Below are 18,191 nucleotides of genomic sequence, written 5' to 3'. Positions count from 1 at the left end.
GGATTTTCCTTGGCAAACACCACTCACGAACTGGCTGCAAGTTTTGCCGAAGAATGGTTAATCCTTCCTTTCGATTATGCCGAAATGCAAGACAACGCAGAGCTTTCGCGCGTCAACGATTTTAAAACATCGGCACTAAATCATTGAATCAGCCGTAATTTCTTCGGCCTTACGCAAGGGGAGGTGAAAGCTGCGGATTCCCTGCTTCGTTCAAAGATTATTGCCGCGCGGCGACATGGAGGGAGTGAGATCGCCGATGAAATCACCGATTCCCGGCCGCTTCAGGGCGCGGAAGGCGAGCGGACGGCAGAGATCCATCGCCGCGATTCCAATGCGGGCGGTCATCAGGCCGTTGATGACGCCTTCGCCCAGTCGAGCTGAAAGCTTAGAAGCCAGCCCATGGCCGAGCACCTGCTGGACGAGGCTGTCGCCAACGGCGATCGAGCCCGTGACGGCCAGATGCGCCAGCACGTCACGCAACAGGCGGAACATTCCGAGCGTGCCGGGCCGGCCGCCATACAGCTCGGCCATGGCGCGGATGAGGCGCACGGCCTCATAGAGCACGTAGAGCAGGTCGACCACGGCGCGCGGGCTGACGGCGGTGACGATCGAGACGCGCTTCGAGGCGTTGACGATCAGAGCGCGGGCCTTGCGGTCGAGCGGAGCGAGCAGTTCCCGTTCGGCGAGCGCGATCAGATGCGGGGGATCGATGACCTCGCCCTCGGTCGCCTTCAGCGTCGCCCGGCCCTTTGATGTCTCGGGATTTGCCGAGAGCAGCGCAGTCAGCTGCGCGACGACGGCGCGCGCCTTGACTGGGCGGGTTTCGAGGATCGCCGCCTCGGCTTCGGCCTTGATCTTCTGGACGGCGGCAAGGCGCATCATGCCGACGGTTTCGCGGATGACGAGGGCCAGCACGGCGAGGATGCCGACTGCCAGCACGGCAAGGGCTGCATATCCCAACCAGTCGGCGCGGGTGAAGAGATCGCGGATCAGGCTGTCGGTCCAGAGGCCGATGGCGAGCGACAGCAGGATGCCGAAGGCGCCGGCGGCGATCTTGCCGAAGGAGGTTCGCCGCCTGCGCGGCGCTGCAATGGGGACCGCGCTCAGATCCTTCTCGGGATTGAGGAAAGGATCGTCCTCGTCAGGCGTCACGACGATATTTTCGGAGAAGCTTTCCGGCTTGCGCCGCTCGCCTCCTTGCCCGCCGTTGTCGCGCGGATCGGCAGCCTTGTCCTCGTAGGTGAAGGCGGCGGGTGCGCGGCGCGGCGGATCGGACGGGGGCTTGCTCATGCGAGACGATCTCCGAACAGGAACTGCATGGCGCGGTCGAGGCGGATATGCGGCACCGACAGCTTGATGCCGCCGCCGGTTTCCTCGAGATGCGGCGGGCGGAACCTGACGACATTGACATCGGGCAGCTGCAGGCCGGTTTCGCCCGCGGCGATGCGGTCGAACAGGCTTTCCGGATCCTCCGGCAGGTCACCGGGGAAGATCGCGGTCTTTCTCTGGCCGTCGAAGCGTTCGCCGGCGATGGTTTCGCCCTCCATCGGCGTGCCGACGATGACCGGCAGTTCATGGCCGTCACGTTTGACGGTCGCCTCGCGGGTGGCGCGCACGGAGGCAAGCGCCATGACGTCGATGCCGGCGCCTGCCATGCCGATGCGGTCGATGGCGCGGTCCACCAGGCGGCGGGTCAGCGCATCGAGGCGGTCGTGGCTTTCATGGTGGAGATGATCGGCCTTGGTGGCGGCGACCAGCACGCGGTCGATGCGGCGCCCGAGCAGGGAGGAGAGCAGCGAATTGGTGCCGGGGCGGAAACAGGCGAGCACATCGGTCAACGCGCGTTCCAGATCCTGCACTGCTTCGGGGCCGCGGTTCATCGCCTGCAGCGCATCGACGAGGACAATCTGGCGATCAAGCCGGGCGAAATGCTCGCGGAAGAAAGGTTTGACGACGACCGATTTGTAGGCCTCGTAGCGCCGCTCCATCATCGTCCAGAGCGAGCCGCGGCCGGGACGGCCGTCCGGCGGCAGAGCCAGCGGCGCGAAGGTCAACGCCGGCGAGCCGTCGAGATCGCCGGGCAGGAGCAGGCGGCCAGGCGGCAGGGTGGAAAGCGAGCGTTCGTCGGCTTTGCAGGCTTTGAGATAATCGGCAAAGGCGGTGGCGAGGTCGCGGGCGACCATCTCGTCGGCGCCGGCATGGATATCGGCGGCGCGCGTCAGCGCCAGCCATTGGCGCGACAGCTCGAAGCGGACGCCAGTTTCGGCAAGCGCGATCGTCTCCTCGCTGAACGTGCGATAATCCTTGCCGAGCAGCGGCAGGTCGAGCAGCCATTCGCCGGGATAATCGACGATATCGATCGACAGGCGGCCGGGCGAAAACAACCGGTTCCAGCCGCTGGCGCTCTGATAATCCAGCGTGATGCGCAGCTCGGATATCGCGCGGGTCGAATCCGGCCAGATACGGTCCTTCACCAGCGCACGGATATGGTCCTCGTACTGGAAGCGCGGCACGGCATCGTCGGGCTGCGGCTCCAGCCGCACCGCCGAGACGCGGCCTGATTGGACCGGTTCGAACAGCGGCAGGCGGCCGCCATGCAGGAGATTGTGGACGAGCGAGGAGATGAAGACCGTCTTGCCGGAGCGAGAAAGGCCGGTGACACCGAGCCGCACGGTTGGATTGACGAGGCCGCTCGCCCGGTCGGCGAGATTATCGAACGCGATGCGGGCATCGTCGGCGAGGGATGTCAGGCGTGGCGGCAAGGCGCGATTCCGGTTGGTGACTGCCCCGCAATATAGGGAGGGCGCGCCGCCCGCAAAAGAAGCGAGGCTAGAGCATTTCCGTTTTTCTTCGAATCACGGAAATGCTCTATTTCGTTGTTTTCACGCAATTCCCGGCAAAAGCGCTTCGCGCTTTGCCTGGCAAAACCGCGGCACAGTTTTGCTGGAATTGCTCTAGTCTTCAGACGACGACGAAATCGGTGAGGCGCCAGGCGGTGGCCGAAGCATCGAAATCGAGCACGGCAAGGCCAGCCGTCGGGAAGCCGCCGGCAAGAGAGCCTGCCATTGCCTCATGGCCGATCAGCGCCTCCAATGCCTGCTCCATGGTCGGATTGTGGCCGACCAGCATGACAGCAGCTTGGTCCTGCGCATCTATGATCTCGAGATAGTTGTCGACCGTAGCGTTATAGAGCGCGTCGACATAACGAACATCGAGCGTAAGGCCCATCGCCCGGTACACCGCATCGGCGGTATCGCGGCAGCGCAGCGCCGTAGAGCTGATCAGAAGATCAGGACGGTAGCCCTTGTCGGCGGCCTTATCGGCGATGATCTCGGCATCGCCAAAGCCCTTTTCGTTGAGCGGGCGGTCGAAATCGCGCTGTCCGGGTTCGGCCCAGGCGGCCTCGGCGTGACGCAGGAGATAGATGCGGTTGGGCGGAGGCAAGGGTACGGTCATGGGCAAATCCAAGATCCAGCGGGCCTTTTCAGTAGCGGTTGCAATCGGCCGGCGTCAACCGTCAGCGCTGCTCCAGCTGCCCAAAACGCGGCTGATAACACGGCGTTTTGAAGGCGAAGCAAAAAACGCAAGCCCGAATAATGATGAGAAAATAGTCTGTTAGCCGAAAATTGTGACAGATTTAAAAATCTGTTTACCTGTCGTATTTGGCTTGAATCGCGGCTAGCGCTTGGGATATACACCCCGCCAGATGAGATGTTCTTCAGGAGAATCGCGTTGAGTGAGAAGATCGATCTTAGCAATTACGTTCCCTCGGAAGAGGAAGAGTTCATGAACGTAAACCAGCGTGCCTATTTCAGGTCCAAGCTGGTTGCATGGAGAAATGATATCCTTAGAGAAGCGCGTGAGACACTCGACCATCTGGCCGAGGAAAGCGCAAACCATCCTGATCTCGCTGACCGAGCGTCGTCGGAAACAGATCGGGCGATCGAACTTCGCGCCCGTGACCGGCAGAGAAAGCTGATTTCCAAAATCGATGCGGCACTGCAGCGCATCGAAGACGGCACCTACGGCTATTGCGAGGAAACCGGCGAACCGATCGGCCTCAAGCGCCTCGACGCCCGCCCGATCGCGACACTGTCGATCGAGGCGCAGGAGCGTCACGAACGCCGCGAAAAAGTCTATCGCGACGAATGAGAGTTTTCATGCAGGCATGAGAGCAGAATAGGCGCCGCGATCCGATCGCGGCGCCTTTTACAATTACGGTGAGCTTCCGGTCGCCACAGACCTCCACCATTGCTCCCGGCCGGTCTCGGCGGTGAGGTCGACTGCAACCCTGGTGCCGTTCTTGATCCGCCGCCGCAAAACGTCGGCTCGATTCGAATCCGTCCGCAGCATGCCACCATCGTGAAGAGCCTGTAGCCGGGTGCGTGAAACTTGCAACTCGGACGCCAGCAGGCGGTCGAGGCGCGTGCTTGATGGAAACGGGACGATCAGTTCGATTTCCAGTCTCGTCCAATTGGCAATGTCCTGCTGCATCTCTTTTGCGATTTCAGATTGGGCAAACTCGTCGACACGCTGCGACTTGCGCCTGAGAGCTTCGAGGTTGAACGCTTCTGCCCGGATCCAATCCGGATCGTTGGACTGCAACGCCTCGATGACTGCGGGATCGATATCGCGAACGTTCCGACGCTCGAAGATCGGACGGTTCCACGTCTTTTCGCAGGTCGAGCATTTGTAGATAAGCCAGGCATCGAGCTTGCGGCCATTGGCGTTGAGCCGGATCTTGTCGCTGCATCGGAAAGCTCTGAGGCCCCCGCAGCCGCTGCATACAATCCAGGGCTGGGGCGCTGTTTTCGGCAGAATGGTCCATCGGACCCGAAGGGTATTGCACATATCGTGTTGGTCTTCCGTTCGGAAGTCCACCAGGATGGTGCGTGAGAAAGCCCTTGCGGGCGCGGTGTGGCGATGTTCTGGGCGGCGGAAGAGCTGAGACAGCGGAGCTGCACATGGCACATTTCAACAATGCCAAACCGGTCTCTCGCCACCACCCGATGAACATATTCATACGCCGTCAGCGTGTCGCTGTCCGGCAGGGGTGAAACTGGGTGAGACCGGTATTTACTTAGGCAAAGTATGACCTCGATGCGCCAAAGCTCTTCAACCGATGCGATAACAAATTATCAGCACAAGATGGAGCCCCCTGACACATCGGGAACTGAAAATCGCCGCATTGCGGCTTTTATGCAACTGGTGATGATGGAAAGTCGGACGTGCGTTTCCGCTCACTTGTCGCGCCCGATCACTTGTCGCGGTTGACGCTCATCTCGCCGAAGATGCGGGCGACTTCCTTTTGCAGGTCGGTATCGGCGCCGGTGATCGGAGCCATTTCCGGATCGCGGCGCGGCAGGTTTCCGGGTTGCGGCGCTCCGGGCCGGGGCGCTTGGTTTGCCGGCGCCGGCACGATGCGTTCAGCCGTCAGATTGTTCGACATTTCCTGTTCCAGCACCCGCTGGAAATCAAGACGGCTCGCTGCTGCCGACTGCGCAGCCGAATCGTCTTCGGCGCTACCTGGTGCGGCGCGTGCGGCCGCCGGCATGTCCTTGACAGGCGGGGCGGAGACTTCGGGTTCGATGCGCTGCTGCGGCAGCACGCGCTGGCGGGCGGCATCGAGGATCTCGGCGGCACTTGAGGTATCGTGGAACGGTGCGGGCTGCGCGGCCGGGGGAGCGACGGGACGCTCCAGCGGACGCGGCTGGGGCGGTACGGCACGCAGAGGATTGTCGCGTTCGGCCGACAGCGGAGCCGTCACGGGCTCAGCCGGAAGAGGGCTCGTGACCACCGGCGGTGCCACGACCGGCTGAGCGGGCGATCGGGCCGACGGTTGGGCCGACAGTTCTGGGTGCGGGCGCGGCTCCGGCGGAACCGGCGCGGAGAAAGCGGGCTCGGCGGCCGGCTCGGCACGGGCTGCGACCGGCGGGCGCGGTGGAGAGACCGGTGGCGTTTCCGGTCGCGCGACGGATATCGGACGCTGCTCGACGGGCTGCGGGCGGATGGCGCTTTCCGGCTGCTCGGCCGCCGCGGGCAGGATGCGGCTTTCGATGACGATATCGCTTGGGCCGCCGATCATGATCAGGTGCTCGACCTCGTCGCGGCGCACCAGTACCAGCCGGCGACGTGCATCGACGGCCGCGGCATCCAGCACCTGCAGGCGGGGTTGGCGGTTGCGGCCGCCGCGCACGAAGGGCGAGGGCGCACGGCTGCGGATCACCCAGAGCACGATGATGAGCAGGAGAAGCGCCAGACCGACGCCACCGGCCGCAAGCAGGAAACGGCTGCCATAAGCTCCGACAACATCATCCAACATAGTCACTCACTCCATTTCGCATTCGGCACATATTGACGACTTTTCCGTTCCTTAGGCAAGGGCCGCCGGTGCTGTCCAGTCACGGGAGAACGCGATTTCGTGTTCCGCTGCTTGGCACCCGGAGACCTTGCGCACGGGTAGCAGCGTTGGCTTCTGGGGCAGATGGCGCGGTTGCCTGTGAATTCAAGCAGTCTTGCCGGCTAGCGGTGTTTTTGCCGACGCGGCAAATTGCTAAGAAGGAAAGAGTGCCTGATTCCCGCTTCGTGTTCGTGCTACGAAGCGGTAGGGCTTATGTGAGGAATACATGACGAAACCGCGTCAGGCCGACGACTATAACGCACCGCTTGTGGATCGTGGGGGGCGTTCTGGCACGGTCTTGCGCATTCTTCTGCTGGCGCTCGTGCTGATCGCGGCTGCCGGCGCTTTCGTCTTCTTCAAAAAATCGCTCGACAACGAGGTGGTGCTTGGCGGTCTCGGCGTGCTCGCCATGGTCGGCATCTTCTTCCTGGTGTCTTCGGTCATCGGCTTCATCGAGGTGATGCCGCAGCACCAGTCCGACAGCCTGGCGCGCGCCTTCCTCAACAGCCATCCCGACGGTACGCTGATCACCGACGAAAAAGGCCGAATCATCTATGCCAATGCCGCCTATGGCGCGCTGACCGGCGCGCGCAAGGCGACCGAGGTGCAGACGCTGGAAACGCTGCTGTCGCGCCATCGCGAGTCCAACGAGGCGCTCTACAGGCTGGTCAACGGTCTGCGCGAGGGCAAGGAAGGTCGGGAGGAATTTCGCCTACTACGCGCCGTCGGGCCTGGCAGCAACAGCTCCGGCGCCCATTGGTACCGGCTGAAGGCGCGGCTGCTGCAGCCGGAGGAAAACGGCGGCAAGCCGCTGCAGATCTGGCAGATCACCGACATCACCACCGAGCGCGACGACCAGGAGCGCTTCTTCAAGGAATTGCAGAACGCGATCGATTATCTCGACCACGCGCCGGCCGGCTTCTTTTCCGCCGGCAGGAAGGGCGAGATCTTCTACCTGAATGCGACGCTTGCCGAATGGCTGGGCCTCGACCTCACCAAGTTCGTGCCGGGCTCGATGACGATCGGCGACGTCGTGGCGGGCGAGGGACTGGCGCTGATCCAGTCGGTGCAGGCCGAACCGGGTCTCAAGAAGACCGTGACGCTCGATCTCGACCTGCGCAAGAGCAACGGCCAGAGCCTGCCGGTGCAGATCGTCCACAGCGTCACCTCGATGCGCGACGGCGCACCCGGCGAAAGCCGGACGATCGTGCTGGCGCGTGAAAAGAGCGATGCCGGCGGCCAGTCCGCTTCGGCCGCCGCCATGCGCTTCACACGCTTCTTCAACAATACGCCGATGGCGATCGCCTCGGTCGACGGCAACGGGCGCATCCTGCGGACCAACGCGCCGTTCCTGAAGATGTTCTCCGGCGTCGTCTCGCGTGACGATCTCGAAAAGGCGCCGCATCTTGAAACTATCGTGCAGGAGAGCGACCGGCCACAGCTGGCCGCGGCGCTGGCGGCGGCCAAAGACCGCCAGGGCGACATCGCGCCCCTCGACACCCGGACGCCGACCGACGAGGCGCGCTATTTCCGCTTCTATGTCAATGCCGTCATCGACCAGAGCGACGAGGCGCCCGAGGAGGCGGCGATCGTCTATGCCGTCGAGGTGACCGAGCAGAAGGCGCTGGAAGCGCAGATGGCGCAGACGCAGAAGATGAATGCCGTGGGAACGCTCGCCGGCGGCATCGCGCATGATTTCAACAACGTGCTGACGGCGATCCTGCTGTCCTCCGACCACCTGCTGCTGCAGGCGCGGCCCTCGGATGCCAGCTTTGCCGACCTGATAGAGATCAAGCGCAACGCCAACCGCGCCGCAGTGCTGGTGCGCCAGCTGCTCGCCTTCTCGCGTAAGCAGACGATGCGGCCCTCGGTGCTAAACCTTACCGATGTCGTCGGCGACCTGCGCATGCTGGTCGACCGGCTGCTTTCCGGCACCAATGTCAAGCTCGACGTGCAATATGGCCGCGACCTATGGCCTGTCAAAACGGACCTGTCGCAGTTCGAGCAGGTGCTGATCAATCTCTGCGTCAATGCGCGCGACGCGATGCCCGAGGGTGGCACGCTGACGATCCGCACCCGCAATCTGACCGCCGCCGAGGTCTCGGCCTTCAACTATTCCTACATGCCGGCCGAAGACATGGTGCTGGTCGAAGTCGCGGATAATGGCACCGGTATCGCACCGGAGATCATGGACAAGATCTTCGAGCCGTTCTTCACTACCAAGGATGTCGGCAAGGGCACCGGTCTTGGACTCGCCATGGTCTACGGCATCGTCAAACAGTCGGGCGGCTACATCCAGCCGGAATCCGAAGTCGGCAAGGGAACGACCTTCCGCGTCTTCCTGCCGCGCCACATTCCGGAGCCGGCGGTGGCCGCCGAAGCAGGTTCGATCGACGGCGCCATCGCCGGGGCCGAAGTGGTGCCGCTGCCGGTATCGCCGCAGCAGCCGGAGGACCTGACGGGGTCGGCCGTCATTCTTCTCGTCGAGGACGAGGAGGCAGTGCGCCGCGGCGGCAAGCGCATGCTGGAAACGCGCGGCTATACCGTGCACGAGGCGGGCTCGGGCGTCGAGGCGCTGGCTATCTTGGAAGAACTCGACGGCAAGGTCGACATCGTCGTCTCCGACGTCGTCATGCCCGAAATGGACGGCCCGACGCTGCTGCGCGAACTGCGCAAGACCTATCCAGATATGAAATTCATCTTCGTCTCAGGCTATGCCGAAGATGCCTTTGCCCGCAATCTGCCGCCGGAGGCGAAGTTCGGCTTCCTGCCGAAGCCGTTTTCGTTGAAGCAGCTTGCTGTTGTGGTGAAGGAGACGTTGGACGGTTGAGGGTATGGGTCAGAGAGGTCGTGCCGTACCGCACCCCCCCTCTGCCCTGCCGGGCATCTCCCCCACAAGGAGGGAGATCGGCTGGGCGCGCCGGCTTCCCCAAACAATGAGCGTCCAGCACGGCGAAACGGTCGATGGGCAGGACGTTCAAGCCACTTGTGATCTCCCCACCTGTGGGGGAGATGCCCGGCAGGGCAGAGGGGGGCGGGATCGGCACCACCTATCTGACAAGGCCTAACCGTCAACCTTCACTCACCCAGCGCGACAGCAATCTCAGCAGCAAGCCGCGCGTTGTTCTCAACCAACGCGATATTGGTCTTCAGGCTCTGGCCGTCGGTCAGGTCGAAAATGGTCGACAGAAGATAGGGTGTGACCGCCTTGCCGGTGACTTCGTCGCGTTCGGCGCTGTCGAGCGCTCGCTCGATATAGATTTCCATCTCTTCGCGCGCGATCTCGTCGGCCTCGGGCACGGGGTTGGCGACGAGCATGCCGCCGTCGACGCCGAGCTGTTCGCGCACCGTCTGGAAATTGGCGATTGCCGCCGGGCTGTTCAGCGACAGCGGGCTGCGGATGCCCGAGGAGCGCGACCAGAAGGCGGGGAATTCCTCGCTCTCATAGGTGACGACAGGCACGCCGCGGGTTTCCAGCACTTCCAGCGTCTTTGGAATGTCGAGGATTGCCTTGGCGCCGGCGCAGACGACGATGACGCCGGTGCGCGCCAGTTCTTCGAGATCGGCTGATATATCGAAGCTTTCTTCGGCGCCACGATGCACGCCGCCGATGCCGCCTGTGGCAAAGACACGGATGCCGGCGCGCGCCGCCGCGATCATCGTCGCCGCAACCGTGGTGGCGCCGGTGCGGCGCTCGGCGATGGCGAAGGCGAGATCGGCGCGCGACACCTTCATGACTTCAGTGGCCTTGGCCAACTGCTCCAGTTCCGCAGCTTCAAGGCCGATATGCAGCGTGCCGTGAATGACGGCGATCGTGGCCGGCACCGCACCCTGTTCGCGAATGATCGCCTCGACGCTGCGGGCCATCTCGATATTGCCGGGATAGGGCATGCCGTGGGTGATGATCGTCGATTCCAGTGCCACCAGCGGCGCGCCGCGCTGCTTGGCGCTGGCGACTTCCTTCGAATAGGCGATCGGCAGAAGAGGGGAGATGGGCTTGGTCATGGTCTTGTCCTGTGATCGACAGAGCATGATGCCGAAGTGCGAGCGGTTTTCGGACGACATCATGCTCAAACTATTTAATTAGCCGCTTCAATGCAGAATTCTGACCTTGGGAACAAGGGCAAGTGCTTCATTCAGCAGATCCGGCGTCAGATTTTCGTTGACGGCATGCCGCGACTGGACGGTCAGCGTGGCGGCTGCGGTGCCGTGACGAACGGCTTCTTCGAGCGGCAGGCCTGACATCAATGCGGCGAGCGTGCCGGCCGCAAGTGAATCGCCGGCACCCGTAACATCGGCGACGGTGTCGGCAATCGGCGGCTGCAGCGTCACGGCGCGGCCGTCGCAAAGCGCAACGAGCTCACGCCGGCCGCGGGTGACGACGGCGTTCCTGATGCCGATCTCGTTCAGCAAAGGTGGCCAGCCTGCAGCCTCTTCCGGCCGCTCGCCGGCAAGGGCGGCGGCTTCAGCCTCGTTCAGGAACAGGTAGTCGATATCCCCAATGCAGGGTTTCAGCCTGACGACCTTCGCCGGCGAGATGGCGATTGCCGCAACGGGCTTGGCGAGGGAATGCGCCTTTGCGACGATCGCCGCGATCGTCTCTTCCGGCAGGTTGGCGTCGAAGAGGATGAAATCATGCGCGGCGAAGGCCTCCCGCACCCAGCGGATGGAGAGACGTCGCGGCACGAAGAAGCGGTAAAGATCCATGTCGGCAAGGGCGATCACCAGATTGCCGTCCTTCTCGATGATCGCCGTGTAGCTCGGCGTCTTGCGGTCGAGGAAGACGAAGGGCCGGTCGTCGATGCCGGCGAAATCGGCAGCTTCTCCGACCGTCTCGCCCATCGGATCGCCACCGCGCGGCGAGATCATCGTCACCTGAAAACCGAGCCTTGCCAGGTTGCGCGCTGCATTGAAGCCGCCGCCGCCCGGCTCCTCGAACCATGTGCCGGGATTGCTGGCGCCAAGCGCCGTCTCGCCGGAGATGCGGCCGCGCCGGTCGATATGGGCGCCGCCGAGAACAAGAATCTTTTTCTTCATCCGATCCGCTCTCCCGATGCCCGAAGGACGAATCGATACAGCGCGCGCTGACGCGGCCGAGTCGGCATTTCTGGCCTAAGCCGTTGCTTTTTATCGATAAAACAAATGCAGAACACGTGTCGTTTTACCTTTTTCTTTCAACTGTTTGATCGCCTATTGCGAGAATGGAACAAATGGAGTACAAACTCGACATTGCTAGAGCGGCTTCAATAACCTAAAGGTGGATCGGATGTCTCAGAATTCATTGCGGCTGGTAGAGGACAAATCGGTGGACAAAAGCAAGGCGCTTGAAGCGGCACTCTCACAGATAGAGCGGTCGTTCGGCAAGGGCTCGATCATGAAACTCGGCTCCAACGAGAATGTTGTCGAGATCGAGACGATCTCGACCGGCTCGCTTGGTCTCGATATTGCACTCGGCGTCGGTGGCCTGCCGAGGGGCCGAATCATCGAGATCTACGGGCCGGAAAGCTCCGGTAAGACGACGCTTGCACTGCAGACGATTGCCGAAGCGCAGAAGAAGGGTGGCATCTGCGCCTTCGTCGATGCCGAACATGCGCTCGATCCCGTCTATGCCCGCAAGCTTGGCGTCGACTTGCAGAACCTTCTGATCTCGCAGCCCGATACCGGCGAGCAGGCGCTCGAAATCACCGATACGCTGGTGCGCTCCGGCGCCGTCGACGTTCTCGTTGTCGACTCGGTCGCTGCCCTGACGCCGCGTGCCGAAATCGAAGGCGAGATGGGCGACAGCCTTCCCGGCCTGCAGGCGCGACTGATGAGCCAAGCGCTGCGCAAGCTTACCGCTTCGATCTCGAAGTCGAACACCATGGTGATCTTCATCAACCAGATCCGCATGAAGATCGGCGTCATGTTCGGCTCGCCGGAAACGACGACGGGCGGCAATGCGCTGAAATTCTACGCCTCCGTGCGCCTCGACATTCGCCGCATCGGCGCGGTCAAGGAGCGCGAAGAGGTGATCGGCAACCAGACCCGCGTCAAGGTCGTCAAGAACAAGATGGCGCCGCCCTTCAAGCAGGTCGAGTTCGACATCATGTATGGCGAGGGTGTTTCCAAGACCGGCGAACTGGTCGATCTCGGCGTCAAGGCCGGCATCGTCGAGAAGTCGGGCGCATGGTTCTCCTATAACAGCCAGCGTCTCGGCCAGGGCCGTGAAAACGCCAAGACCTTCCTGCGCGACAATCCGGATCTCGCCCGCGAGATCGAACTGTCGCTGCGCCAGAATGCCGGCCTGATCGCCGACCGCTTCCTGCAGAATGGCGGACCGGATCCCGATGATGGCGACTCCGCCGCGGAAATGTGATTTTCACGCTCGGTTCTTTTGAACATCAAAGCCGGCCGCATTCCTTGATCAGAATGCGGTCGGTTTTGTTTGTCTGCTGGACAGTGGCGGGGGTGAACGTTAAAAGCCGATGAATTTAAATTTACCTGCCTCCGGCAGCATTGAAGGGCATAGCATGAGCGGTGTGAACGATATCCGGTCGACCTTCCTCGACTATTTCAAGAAGAACGGCCATGAGATCGTTCCGTCGAGCCCGCTCGTGCCGCGCAACGACCCGACGCTGATGTTCACCAATGCCGGCATGGTGCAGTTCAAGAACGTCTTCACCGGCCTCGAAAAGCGTCCCTATTCGACGGCGACGTCTTCGCAGAAATGCGTGCGAGCCGGCGGCAAGCACAATGACCTGGACAATGTCGGTTATACTGCACGCCACCTGACCTTCTTCGAGATGCTCGGCAACTTCTCCTTCGGCAACTATTTCAAGGAGAATGCGATCGAGCTTGCCTGGAAGCTCGTCACCGAGGGCTTCGACCTTCCGAAGAACCGCCTGCTGGTGACTGTCTATTCCGAGGACGAGGAAGCTGCGACGCTCTGGAAGAAGATCGCCGGCTTTTCCGACGACAAGATCATCCGCATCCCGACCTCTGACAATTTCTGGCAGATGGGCGATACCGGCCCCTGCGGCCCGTGCTCGGAAATCTTCATCGACCAGGGTGAGAATGTTTGGGGCGGCCCTCCGGGCTCGCCGGAGGAAGATGGCGACCGGTTCCTGGAATTCTGGAATCTCGTCTTCATGCAGTTCGAACAGACCGAGCCTGGCGTTCGCAACCCGCTGCCCCGCCCGTCGATCGATACCGGTATGGGGCTGGAGCGCATGGCCTGCATTCTGCAGGGCGTTCAGAGCGTGTTCGACACCGATCTCTTCCGCACGCTGATCGGCACCATCGAGGACACGATGGGCGTCAAGGCGGAAGGCAGCGCCAGCCACCGCGTCATCGCCGATCATTTGCGCTCCTCGGCCTTCCTGATCGCCGACGGCGTACTTCCGTCGAATGAGGGTCGCGGTTATGTGCTGCGCCGAATCATGCGCCGCGCCATGCGCCATGCACAGCTGCTCGGCGCCAAGGAACCGCTGGTCTACAAGCTGCTGCCGACGCTGGTGCAGCAGATGGGCCGCGCCTATCCGGAACTGGTGCGCGCCGAGGCGCTGATCTCGGAAACGCTGAAGCTGGAGGAAAACCGTTTCCGCAAGACGCTGGAACGCGGCCTGTCGCTTCTGTCGGACGCGACGAGCGATCTTTCCAAGGGCGATATGCTGGATGGTGAGACCGCCTTCAAGCTCTACGACACCTACGGCTTCCCGCTCGATCTGACGCAGGATGCACTGCGCGCACGTGAGATCGGCGTCGACATCTCCGGCTTCACCGATGCGATGCAGCGCCAGAAGGCCGAAGCTCGCTCGCACTGGGCCGGTTCCGGCGAGAAGGCGACGGAAACCGTCTGGTTCGAGCTTAGGGAAAAACACGGTGCGACCGAATTTCTGGGCTACGACACCGAAACGGCTGAAGGCGTCGTGCAGGCGATCGTCAAAGAGGGCGCGGTTTCGACCGATGCCAAGGCCGGCGACAAGGTGCAGATCGTTGTTAGCCAGACGCCGTTCTACGGCGAATCCGGCGGCCAGATGGGCGATACCGGCGTGATCTCGTCCGACCACGGCAAGATCGAGATTTCAGATACGCAGAAGAGGGGCGAAGGCCTGTTCGTGCATCAGGGTACTGTCGTCGACGGCGTGTTCAAGGACGGCGATGCGGTTGTGCTGACGGTCGATCATGCCCGCCGTTCGCGGCTGCGCGCCAACCATTCTGCGACCCACCTGCTGCACGAGGCGCTGCGCGAAGTGCTCGGCACCCATGTTGCCCAGAAGGGATCGCTGGTCGCACCCGAGCGCCTGCGCTTCGACGTTTCGCATCCGAAGCCGATGTCGGCCGAGGAACTGAAGATCGTCGAGGACATGGCAAACGAGATCGTATTGCAGAATTCGCCGGTTACCACGAGGCTGATGAGCGTCGACGATGCGATCGCCGAAGGCGCGATGGCGTTGTTCGGCGAGAAATACGGCGACGAGGTCCGCGTCGTGGCGATGGGCGAGGGTGTGCGCGGCGCTAAGGCCGGCAAGCCCTATTCGATCGAACTCTGTGGCGGCACGCATGTCGGGGCCACCGGCCAGATCGGGCTGATCCGCGTTCTCGGCGAAAGCGCCGTCGGCGCCGGCGTTCGCCGTATCGAGGCCGTCACCGGTGAATCGGCGCGCGAATATCTGGCAGAACAGGACGAACGCGTGAAGACGCTTGCGGCCTCGCTGAAGGTGCAGCCGGGCGAAGTGCTGTCGCGTGTCGAAGCGCTGATGGACGAGCGCCGCAAGCTCGAAAAGGAATTGGCTGACGCCAAGCGCAAACTCGCCATGGGTGGCGGGCAAGGCGGCTCGGCCGATGCCGTGCGCGAAGTCGCCGGCGTCAAGTTCCTCGGTAAGGCGATTTCGGGCGTCGATCCCAAGGATCTGAAGGGACTTGCCGATGACGGCAAGACCAGCATCGGGTCGGGCGTCGTCGCGCTGGTTGGCGTTTCCGACGACGGCAAGGCAAGTGCTGTCGTGGCGGTGACACCGGATCTGGTGCAGCGCTACAGCGCCGTCGATCTCGTCCGCATCGCATCAGCCGCCCTCGGCGGCAAGGGCGGCGGCGGCCGCCCCGACATGGCGCAGGCCGGCGGCCCCGACGGCTCGAAGGCCGATGAGGCGATCGAGGCGGTTGCCGTGGCACTTGCCGGCTGAGCTGCCGGTTCATCAACGATTTTCGAAAGGCGGGGGCTTGGCTTCCGCCTTTTTTGCTTCTCAGGTTCAGCCCAGAGCCAATTTCCGCAGGATCTGTCAAATCGGGTTATGGTTCTCTCAAGCCGATCGATTTGCACGAGGTTCTGAGATGAATGGCGAAACGGCATGGGCACTTTATGAAAACCGTCTGAGACGGGTTTCGGCCTATATTCACGATCACCTCGACGAGGAGCTGGATATGGAGCGCCTTGCCGAGATCGCCTGCATGTCGAGCTATCACTGGCACAGGATCTACCGGGCGATCTACGGCGAGACGTTGGCGGCCACCGTCAAGCGGCTCAGGCTGCATCACGCGGCGGGCGAGATCGTCCGCACGGAGCTTGCCGTCAGCGAAATTGCGAAGCGATCAGGCTATCCCAATCTCCAATCCTTCAATCGTATCTTCAAGTCGGTCTTCGGCATGCCGCCGGCCCGCTATCGGAAAGAGGGAAGCCACACAGCCTTCGAACCCTCACCTAACGGAAAGACCAAAGCCATGTTAGACGTTACCATAGGCGAGATCGGGCCGATCGAGTTGGTCGGCGTTGCCCATACCGGCTCCTACATGCAGATCGACTAGGCCTTCGAGACGCTGTTCGGCAAGCTTTATGCCCGTGGCCTCGCCAAGCCCGACATGCGAATGATCGGCGTCTATCTCGATGATCCCGATCTTGTGCCGGAGGAAAAGCTGCGCTCGATCGCCTGCGTCACCGGCGCTGTCGAAGTGCCGGTGACGGCACCCCTGGAGCGGCGCACGATCGACGGCGGCGATTATGCGGTGCTGCGCCACAGGGGTCCCTATGCCGACATGTCCAAGTCCTATCAGTGGCTGTTTGCCGAATGGCTGCCGAAATCCGGCCGGCAGTTGAAGGACAGGGTCATGTTCGAGGAATATCTCAACAATCCGCGCGAGGTGTCGCCGACCGAGCTTTTGACGGATATTCACATGCCGCTTGTCTGAGGCCCATCCATCGGGGGCGCAGCGGATCTGCCGCCTCCCCAGGACGTTCAAGGCGACCTTCCGCATCCTGGAATTTTCAAGCGGCCTGCATGGTCTTGATGGCTTCGTCATCAACGGCGTTCGCCCGTTTGTAGGCCTCGCGCTCGCTGATGCGGCCGACATAATCGAGGAAGGCCTGGCGTCTTTCTATCCCGCCGAATCCGATGCCCCAGCCGATATGGGAGCCGACATAGACGTCGGCGGCGGTGAAACGCTCGCCGGTGATGTAGGTCGAAGCGGAGACGGCTTTCTCGAGTGTGTTCATGACGTCGCCGAAACTGCCACAGCCGGCCATGCGCAGGCGTTCCTTCGGAATTTCGAAGCCGAGAGCCTTCATCGTCACCGCCGATTCGAGCGGACCGGCGGCAAAGAACATCCAGCGGTAATAGCGGGCGCGCTCCTCCGGCCTCGGCGCCAGCGCCTTTTCGGGGAAGGTCTCGGCCAGATAGGCGCAGATCGCCGCGCATTCGGTGACGATGGTGTCGCCGTGGCGGATTGCCGGCACCTTGCCCATCGGATTGACCGCGAGATATTCCGGCGCCTTCATGGTTTCGCCGAAGGTCAGGAGTTCGGTGCGGTAGGGCTGGCCGATCTCCTCCAGCATCCAGCGCGCGATGCGGCCGCGCGACATCGGGTTCGTATAGAATACCAATTCTTCGGTCATGACGTCCTCCTCGTGTTGCTGGTCCCACGGAATCAATAGCGCAGCGATGGCCGCCTGCAAGTCCCGGCCGTTAGAGCGGCTTGCGATATTGGATGAAGCCGGAGCGCTCGGCGATCCTGTCATAGAGCCGTCGGGCCGTTGCGTTGGTCTCGTGGGTCATCCAGTAGAGCCTGCCTGCGCCGTTGGCGCGGGCGAGGTCGGCGACGGCCTCGATCAAAGCGGCCCCGGTGCCGAGCCCGCGCTGGCTGTTTTCGACATAGAGATCCTGCAGATAGCAGGTCCATTGCGGCAGCCAGCAGGAACGGTGAAAGATGGCATGGACGATGCCGACGAGACGGCGGTCTTCGTCGAAGGCGCCGAGCGCGTGCATCGGTTCGTCAGGATCGTGGAAGCGAGCCCAGGTGAGATCTGTGGTTTCGGGCGGGATGACCACTTCATAGAAGCGCTGATAGGCCTCCCATAGGGGTTCCCAAACGGCGCGGTCCGAGGATTCAAGCGGTCGCAGGATGGCCGTCATCGGTTCATTCTCCCAAAATAAAACGGCGGGGAAAATCCCCGCCGCTTCGATGTTATCTCGGAAAGACCGGCTTACGCCATGGCCTTCTGCAGGTTCTGGTCGATCTTGTCGAGGAAGGCGGTGGTTGAGAGCCACGGCTGGTCGGGCCCGATCAACAGCGCCAGGTCCTTGGTCATGAAACCGGATTCGACGGTGTCGACGCAGACCTTTTCGAGCGTTGCGGCGAAGCGGGCAAGCTCGGCATTGTCGTCGAGCTTGGCGCGATGCGCCAGGCCGCGCGTCCAGGCGAAGATAGAGGCGATCGAGTTCGTCGAGGTTTCCTGGCCCTTCTGATGCTGACGGTAGTGGCGGGTGACCGTGCCGTGCGCGGCTTCGGCTTCGACCGTCTTGCCGTCGGGCGTGAGCAA

Annotated in this window: 15 protein-coding genes and 1 pseudogene; 6 read left to right on the top strand and 10 right to left on the bottom strand. The window is 62.5% G+C overall.

All coding sequences use genetic code 11. The features are described 5' to 3' along the window. The first annotated feature begins 9 nt into the window (after window positions 1-9). Window positions 10-147 (top strand): hypothetical protein, encoded by a 138-nt coding sequence (locus tag RWK44_RS06735; RefSeq protein WP_020050163.1) that lies wholly within the window; start codon window positions 10-12, stop codon window positions 145-147. Window positions 148-210: 63 nt separating this feature from the next. On the opposite strand, the gene RWK44_RS06730 is transcribed toward RWK44_RS06735, so the two are convergent. From RWK44_RS06730 to RWK44_RS06720, 3 genes are all read right to left on the bottom strand, one after another. Then, window positions 211-1,290, bottom strand: coding sequence for a YcjF family protein (locus tag RWK44_RS06730; protein ID WP_316028583.1), 1,080 nt, complete (start codon window positions 1,288-1,290; stop codon window positions 211-213). Further along, window positions 1,287-2,762 (bottom strand): YcjX family protein, encoded by a 1,476-nt coding sequence (locus tag RWK44_RS06725; RefSeq protein WP_077978297.1) that lies wholly within the window; start codon window positions 2,760-2,762, stop codon window positions 1,287-1,289. The genes RWK44_RS06730 and RWK44_RS06725 overlap by 4 nt, the downstream gene beginning before the upstream one ends. A gap of 199 nt (window positions 2,763-2,961) precedes the next feature. Next, window positions 2,962-3,456 carry a SixA phosphatase family protein gene (locus tag RWK44_RS06720; RefSeq protein WP_077978296.1) on the bottom strand — a complete coding sequence of 165 codons (495 nt, stop codon included), beginning with the start codon at window positions 3,454-3,456 and terminating at the stop codon, window positions 2,962-2,964. A gap of 276 nt (window positions 3,457-3,732) precedes the next feature. Between RWK44_RS06720 and dksA the strand changes: the two genes are divergently transcribed. After that, the gene (dksA, locus tag RWK44_RS06715; protein WP_003540142.1) at window positions 3,733-4,152 is read left to right on the top strand and encodes an RNA polymerase-binding protein DksA; all 420 of its coding nucleotides are present in this window, start codon (window positions 3,733-3,735) and stop codon (window positions 4,150-4,152) included. Between the two features lie 63 nt (window positions 4,153-4,215). Here the strand turns inward: dksA and RWK44_RS06710 are convergent, their stop codons facing one another. Continuing rightward, window positions 4,216-4,851, bottom strand: coding sequence for a DUF1062 domain-containing protein (locus RWK44_RS06710; RefSeq protein ID WP_316028666.1), 636 nt, complete (start codon window positions 4,849-4,851; stop codon window positions 4,216-4,218). A gap of 406 nt (window positions 4,852-5,257) precedes the next feature. Then, complete coding sequence (locus RWK44_RS06705; protein ID WP_168285188.1) at window positions 5,258-6,328, bottom strand: flagellar biosynthetic protein FliO; 1,071 nt, start codon at window positions 6,326-6,328, stop codon at window positions 5,258-5,260. 298 nt (window positions 6,329-6,626) lie between these two features. On the opposite strand from RWK44_RS06705, the gene cckA reads away from it, so the two are divergent. After that, window positions 6,627-9,230, top strand: coding sequence for a cell cycle histidine kinase CckA (cckA, locus tag RWK44_RS06700; protein ID WP_316028582.1), 2,604 nt, complete (start codon window positions 6,627-6,629; stop codon window positions 9,228-9,230). Between the two features lie 248 nt (window positions 9,231-9,478). Here the strand turns inward: cckA and RWK44_RS06695 are convergent, their stop codons facing one another. Together RWK44_RS06695 and RWK44_RS06690 are read right to left on the bottom strand one after the other, a co-directional pair. Continuing rightward, window positions 9,479-10,405, bottom strand: coding sequence for a pseudouridine-5'-phosphate glycosidase (locus tag RWK44_RS06695; protein WP_012757660.1), 927 nt, complete (start codon window positions 10,403-10,405; stop codon window positions 9,479-9,481). An 87-nt stretch (window positions 10,406-10,492) separates the two neighbouring features. Beyond that, window positions 10,493-11,437, bottom strand: a complete 945-nt coding sequence (locus RWK44_RS06690) for a carbohydrate kinase family protein (protein WP_316028581.1) — start codon at window positions 11,435-11,437, stop codon at window positions 10,493-10,495. A 229-nt stretch (window positions 11,438-11,666) separates the two neighbouring features. On the opposite strand from RWK44_RS06690, the gene recA reads away from it, so the two are divergent. The 3 genes and pseudogenes from recA to RWK44_RS06675 all read left to right on the top strand — a co-directional run bounded on the left by recA (window position 11,667) and on the right by RWK44_RS06675 (window position 16,564). Continuing rightward, a complete protein-coding gene (gene recA, locus RWK44_RS06685) occupies window positions 11,667-12,755 on the top strand; it encodes a recombinase RecA (protein WP_003568997.1) in 1,089 nt (362 codons plus the stop codon). A 154-nt stretch (window positions 12,756-12,909) separates the two neighbouring features. After that, window positions 12,910-15,564, top strand: coding sequence for an alanine--tRNA ligase (gene alaS, locus RWK44_RS06680; protein WP_316028580.1), 2,655 nt, complete (start codon window positions 12,910-12,912; stop codon window positions 15,562-15,564). A 148-nt stretch (window positions 15,565-15,712) separates the two neighbouring features. After that, window positions 15,713-16,564, top strand: a pseudogene (locus tag RWK44_RS06675) (AraC family transcriptional regulator). Window positions 16,565-16,640: 76 nt separating this feature from the next. On the opposite strand, the gene RWK44_RS06670 reads toward RWK44_RS06675, so the two are convergent. The 3 genes from RWK44_RS06670 to RWK44_RS06660 form a co-directional block, all read right to left on the bottom strand. After that, window positions 16,641-17,267 carry a glutathione S-transferase family protein gene (locus RWK44_RS06670; protein ID WP_168304378.1) on the bottom strand — a complete coding sequence of 209 codons (627 nt, stop codon included), beginning with the start codon at window positions 17,265-17,267 and terminating at the stop codon, window positions 16,641-16,643. A gap of 70 nt (window positions 17,268-17,337) precedes the next feature. After that, entirely contained in the window at window positions 17,338-17,784 is a 447-nt protein-coding gene (locus RWK44_RS06665) for a GNAT family N-acetyltransferase (protein WP_316028579.1), read from the bottom strand. Between the two features lie 71 nt (window positions 17,785-17,855). Then, window positions 17,856-18,191: isocitrate/isopropylmalate family dehydrogenase (locus RWK44_RS06660; protein ID WP_316028578.1), on the bottom strand; the 336-nt coding region annotated here is incomplete at its 5' end.

The organism is Rhizobium sp. 25PS6 (genome assembly GCF_032464655.1).
GTDB classification, from domain to species: Bacteria; Pseudomonadota; Alphaproteobacteria; order Rhizobiales; family Rhizobiaceae; genus Rhizobium; species Rhizobium laguerreae.
Note: the sequence above shows the minus strand (reverse complement) of the source record. Positions and strands in the feature narration are given on the sequence as shown.